Source organism: Stenotrophomonas sp. GbtcB23 (assembly GCF_019091045.1).
GTDB classification, from domain to species: domain Bacteria; phylum Pseudomonadota; class Gammaproteobacteria; order Xanthomonadales; family Xanthomonadaceae; genus Stenotrophomonas; species Stenotrophomonas rhizophila_A.
This window is the reverse complement of record NZ_JAGXKC010000086.1, coordinates 1-4,836: the sequence shown is the minus strand read 5'-3', so window position 1 is coordinate 4,836 and position 4,836 is coordinate 1. Positions and strand designations below refer to the sequence as shown.

Genomic DNA, 4,836 nt, shown 5'->3' with positions numbered 1-4,836 from the left:
GAGGTTGGTGCACAGGTAGCTGAACACCGCGCGATCGGAAAGAACGGCAAAGCCGTGTGCAAACCCCTCCGGTATCCAGAATTGCCGCCTGTTGTCCTCGGAAAGCACCACGGCCTCCCAGCGGCCAAACGTCGGTGAACCGCGACGGATGTCCACCGCCACGTCATATACCTCCCCAGCCAGCACGGTTACCAGCTTTCCCTGTGGCCGAGGCCATTGGTAATGCAGCCCACGCAGCACCCCTTTCACGGAAGTAGATACGTTACTCTGGACGAAACGGCTTGGCAGACCGTGGGCCGCAAATCGCTCCGCGTTCCATGTTTCGAAGAAGGATCCGCGGGCATCGCCGAAGACTGCCGGCTCAATCACAACGCATCCCGGCAACTGTGTCTCGATGATTTTCATGGGACCATTCCACGAAGAGCCAGCTTCTGCAGATACTGACCGTAGGCATTCTTCAGCAGTGGCGCTGCCAATGCCTCCAGCTGCTCTACATTGATCCACCCCTGCCCGAACGCGATCTCCTCGGGACAACACACCTGAAGCCCCTGGCGGGTCTGGATGGTTTCGATGAAGTTGGACGCCTCAAGGAGCGATTGGTGGGTGCCGGTGTCCAGCCAGGCGAACCCGCGGCCCAAAGGCTCCAGATTCAACTGACCATCGCGCAGATAATGGTGGTTTAGATCGGTGATCTCGAGTTCGCCGCGCGCGGAAGGTCGCAGTTCCGCTGCGTACCTGCTCGCATTTCCATCATAGAAATAAAGACCGGTGACAGCGTAGTTGGAGCGCGGTTCCTGCGGCTTCTCAACCAGGTCGACGACCTTCCCGTCCTTGTCGAACTCGGCCACGCCATATCGCTGCGGGTCGTTCACCCAATAGCCAAACACCGTAGCCCCTGCGTCCCTCGCATCTGCGTTGCGCAATACGTCTCCCAAGCCGTGGCCATGAAAGATGTTGTCCCCGAGCACCAGACAGCTGGGCTTGCCATCGACGAACTCCTTCCCGATCAGGTAGGCCTGTGCAAGGCCATCTGGATTGGGCTGCACGGCGTATTGGATGTTCATGCCCCACTGCGAACCATCACCCAACAGCTCCCGGAAAAGCACCTGCTCATGGGGCGTATTGATGATCAGTACGTCGCGGATTCCTGCCAGCATCAACACGCTGAGCGGGTAGTAGATCATCGGCTTGTCGTACACCGGAAGCAGCTGCTTGCTGACGCCTTTGGTGATCGGATACAGGCGGGTGCCCGAACCACCGGCGAGAATGATGCCTTTACGCTGGGTCATGTGTGCTTTCCTTATTCAGACAGAGGTACCGATGCGCTGCAGCCGGTAGCTGCCGTCGAGAACGCCATTGACCCATTCCTGGTTCTCCAAGTACCAGTCAACCGTGACGCGAATGCCCTGCTCGAACGTGTATTTCGGCTCCCAGCCCAGCTGTTCCTTCAACTTGGAGGCGTCGATCGCGTAGCGCCGGTCATGGCCCGGACGGTCGGCCACGTACGTGATCTGGCTGCTGCGCGGCTGTCCATCTTCACGCGGACGGCGCGCATCTAGCAGTGCACAGATGGCATGCACCACCTCAATGTTCTGCTTCTCGGAATTGCCACCCACGTTGTACGTTTCTCCGACCTGGCCCTTGGCCAGCACGGTACGGATCGCTTCGCAGTGATCGGATACGAACAGCCAGTCACGGACCTGCTTCCCGTCGCCATAGACCGGCAGCGGCTCACCGGCCAGCGCCTTGGCGATCACCAGCGGAATGAGCTTTTCCGGGAAATGGAACGGGCCGTAGTTGTTGGAACAGTTGGTGGTCAGCACCGGCAAGCCGTAGGTGTGGTGAAACGCACGCACCAAATGGTCTGAGGCGGCCTTCGAAGCCGAGTACGGAGAGTTGGGGGAGTACGGAGTGGTTTCGCTGAACTTGCCGGTTTCGCCCAGCGTGCCGTACACCTCGTCGGTGGACACATGCAGGAAGCGGAAATCCCGCCCCCTATCTTTGCCGAGCACCTTCCAATGGTCACGCACCGCCTCCAGCAACCCCAGCGTTGCCACGACGTTGGTCTGAATGAAGGCCGCGGGGCCATCGATCGAGCGGTCCACGTGGCTCTCGGCTGCGAAGTTCACCACCGCATCGGGCCTGTACTGGTCCAGCAGCTGCCGGACCAGTACGGTGTCGCCAATGTCGCCCTTGAAGAAGAGATGATCGGGATTCCCATCCAGCGAGGCCAGCGTGGTGAGGTTGCCAGCGTAGGTCAGCGCGTCAAGGTTGATTACGCGCACCCCCCGGGCTGCGGCCTCCAGCACGAAATTACCGCCAATGAATCCGGCGCCGCCGGTGACAAGCCAAGTGGGCACTACCCGTACTCCTGTTAAAAAGCCGTGCGGGGCGGTTCTGCGGCCCCGGTTCAGCATCAAAGGATACAACCGGGGGCTTCAAGTTGAGTCGCCCGCGGGTAAACAGTCGCTACCGTGTGCCGCAGCGCAGCACGCGGGAGGGGTCCATACGCATTCGCATGGTCGGCTCAAGCCAGTTAGAATCGCGATCCCACCCCCGAACCGGTTGCCGCACCCTGCAGCCGGACGTTCCCCGCTATTGAAGGACCCTGCACCAGATGAAAATCCTCGTCGCGTACAAGCGCGTGGTGGACTACAACGTCCGCATTCAGGTCAAGCCGGACGGTTCCGGCGTGGTCACTGACGGCGTCAAGCTGTCCCCCAACCCCTTTGACGAAATCGCCCTGGAAGAAGCCCTGCGCCTGCGCGACAAGGGCATCGCCACCGAGGTCGTGGTCGCCACCATCGCCCCGGCCGATGCCCAGGCGCACCTACGCAACGGCCTGGCCATGGGCGCCAACCGCGCCATTCACGTGATCACCGACCAGGCCATCCAGCCGCTGACCGCCGCGCGCACCCTGCTCAAGCTGGTCGAGAAGGAACAGCCGGACCTGGTCATCCTGGGCAAGCAGGCCATCGACGACGACGCGAACCAGACCGGCCAGATGCTGGCCACGCTGTGGGGCCGCCCGCAGGCGACCTTCGCCAGCAAGCTGGAGATCGCCGATGGCAAGGCCACGGTGACCCGCGAGGTCGACGCCGGCCTGGAAACGCTGGAAGTGGACCTGCCGGCCGTGGTCACCACCGACCTGCGCCTGAACGAACCGCGCTTCATCAAACTGCCGGACATCATGAAGGCCAAGGCCAAGCCGCTGGAAACGCTGCAACTCGCCGACCTCGGGGTTGAAGCCGCCGACACCTTCAAGACCACCCAGTACGCCGCGCCGTCCAAGCGCAGCAAGGGCGTGATGGTCAAGGACGCGGCCGAACTGGTTGCCGCACTCAAGCAGAAGGGGTTGCTGTAATGACCAAGATCCTCGTTGTTGCCGAACACCATGACGGCAAGCTCAACGCCGCCACCGCCAAGACCGTGAGCGCGGCAGCCGCCATCAGCGGCGCCAGCATCGACGTGCTGGTGCTGGCTGCCGACCCGGCGGCCGTGGCCGCCCAGGCCGCAGAACTGGCCGGCGTGACCAAGGTCCTGACCGTTGCCAATGCGGCTAACGCCCAGGCCCTGGCCCAGGTGCTGGCGCCGCAGATCGCGCAGCTGGCCAAGGGCTATACCCACGTCTTCGGCCCCTCGACCACCTTCGGCAAGGACCTGATGCCCTGCGTGGCCGCCCTGCTGGGCGTGAACCAGGTCTCCGACCTGATGACCGTGGAAGGCAGCCACAGCTTCAAGCGCCCGATCTACGCGGGCAACGCGATCATCACCGTGGACGTGCCGGCCGACCAGATCGTGGTCGCCACCGTGCGTGCCGCCTCCTGGCCGGAAGCAGCGCAGGGCGGCAGCGCCCCGGTCGAAGCCGCCAGCGTGGACGCCGCCCTGCCCTCGCACACCCGCTTCATCGGCCTGGCCGCCGGTGCAACCGACCGCCCCGACCTGCAGAGTGCCAAGCGCGTGGTCTCCGGCGGCCGTGGCGTGGGATCGGAAGAGAACTTCAAGGTGATCTTCCAGCTGGCCGACAAGCTGGGTGCCGCCGTGGGTGCCTCGCGCGCCGCCGTGGACGCCGGCTATGTGCCCAGCGACCTGCAGGTGGGCCAGACCGGCAAGATCATCGCCCCGGAGCTGTACGTGGCCGTGGGCATCAGCGGCGCCATTCAGCACCTGACCGGGATCAAGGACGCCGGCACCATCGTGGCCATCAACAAGGACCCCGATTCGCCGATCTTCGAGATTGCCGATATCGGGCTGGTGGGGGATCTATTTACCCTGCTGCCGGAGCTTGAATCCGCGCTCGGCTGACGTTCGCTCGGTTGCAAGCTGAAGAAAGGGGCACCCAGGGTGCCCCTTTCGTTCTTTTCAATCCACACCACGGTATTCCCATGTCAGCAAGACTGTTTCGCTTTCTTGTCTCAGGAGGCTCCGCCGCAGCGGTAGAGTACGCCGCCTTCGTAGCGCTCCACTGGCTGCTGGGCGCGGCTTGGTTGTTCGCCAGCCAGTCAGTGAGCTTCTTCTGCGGGTTCGTGGTCAGCTTCCTGCTCAACCGAGGCTGGGTGTTCCGCAGCAGCGGCGCATTCTCGGGGGAGCTGCTAAAGTACGGCCTCGTCGCGGCCGTAAATCTGGTTGCCGGCAATCTTGCAATTGGACTACTGGTGGGACCGCTCCAGGTGAATCACTACCTCGCCAAGCTGGTGGTGATGGTGGTCATTGCTGCCTGGAACTACCTGATTTTCTCCCAGCTCGTATTCAGGCAACGGATCGATAAGAACACATGAGTCCCATGGCGCGGCACTATTCAAACGTAGCAATCGTCATTCCTGCCTTTAACGAGGG

Annotated in this window: 6 protein-coding genes; 3 read left to right on the top strand and 3 right to left on the bottom strand. The window is 62.6% G+C overall.

The genetic code is table 11. From position 1 onward, the window contains the following. The 3 genes from rfbC to rfbB form a co-directional block, all read right to left on the bottom strand. The coding region (gene rfbC / locus KVS69_RS17850; RefSeq protein WP_217539320.1) for a dTDP-4-dehydrorhamnose 3,5-epimerase at positions 1-405 on the bottom strand (405 nt) is incomplete at its 3' end. Continuing rightward, positions 402-1,289: a glucose-1-phosphate thymidylyltransferase RfbA gene (rfbA, locus tag KVS69_RS17845; protein WP_217539318.1), complete on the bottom strand. Its 888-nt coding sequence runs from the start codon at positions 1,287-1,289 to the stop codon at positions 402-404. The genes rfbA and rfbC, both read right to left, overlap by 4 nt. Before the next feature lie 15 nt (positions 1,290-1,304). Further along, complete coding sequence (rfbB, locus tag KVS69_RS17840; protein ID WP_217539322.1) at positions 1,305-2,360, bottom strand: dTDP-glucose 4,6-dehydratase; 1,056 nt, start codon at positions 2,358-2,360, stop codon at positions 1,305-1,307. Between the two features lie 257 nt (positions 2,361-2,617). Between rfbB and KVS69_RS17835 the strand changes: the two genes are divergently transcribed. The 3 genes from KVS69_RS17835 (at position 2,618) to KVS69_RS17825 (ending at position 4,778) form a co-directional block, all read left to right on the top strand. Then, positions 2,618-3,364, top strand: a complete 747-nt coding sequence (locus tag KVS69_RS17835) for an electron transfer flavoprotein subunit beta/FixA family protein (protein ID WP_217539314.1) — start codon at positions 2,618-2,620, stop codon at positions 3,362-3,364. Beyond that, a complete protein-coding gene (locus tag KVS69_RS17830) occupies positions 3,364-4,305 on the top strand; it encodes an electron transfer flavoprotein subunit alpha/FixB family protein (protein WP_217539312.1) in 942 nt (313 codons plus the stop codon). Before KVS69_RS17835 ends, KVS69_RS17830 begins: the two co-directional genes overlap by 1 nt. Positions 4,306-4,385: 80 nt before the next feature. After that, positions 4,386-4,778: a GtrA family protein gene (locus KVS69_RS17825; protein ID WP_093532876.1), complete on the top strand. Its 393-nt coding sequence runs from the start codon at positions 4,386-4,388 to the stop codon at positions 4,776-4,778. Positions 4,779-4,836 lie beyond the last annotated feature (58 nt).

What these genes read in the sequence shown, in the direction of transcription:
- rfbA (WP_217539318.1), bottom strand. Translation starts at nt 1,289, where the DNA reads ATGACCCAGCGTAAAGGCATCATTCTCGCCGGTGGTTCGGGCACCCGC.
- KVS69_RS17835 (WP_217539314.1), top strand. Translation starts at nt 2,618, where the DNA reads ATGAAAATCCTCGTCGCGTACAAGCGCGTGGTGGACTACAACGTCCGC.
- KVS69_RS17830 (WP_217539312.1), top strand. Translation starts at nt 3,364, where the DNA reads ATGACCAAGATCCTCGTTGTTGCCGAACACCATGACGGCAAGCTCAAC.
- KVS69_RS17825 (WP_093532876.1), top strand. Translation starts at nt 4,386, where the DNA reads ATGTCAGCAAGACTGTTTCGCTTTCTTGTCTCAGGAGGCTCCGCCGCA.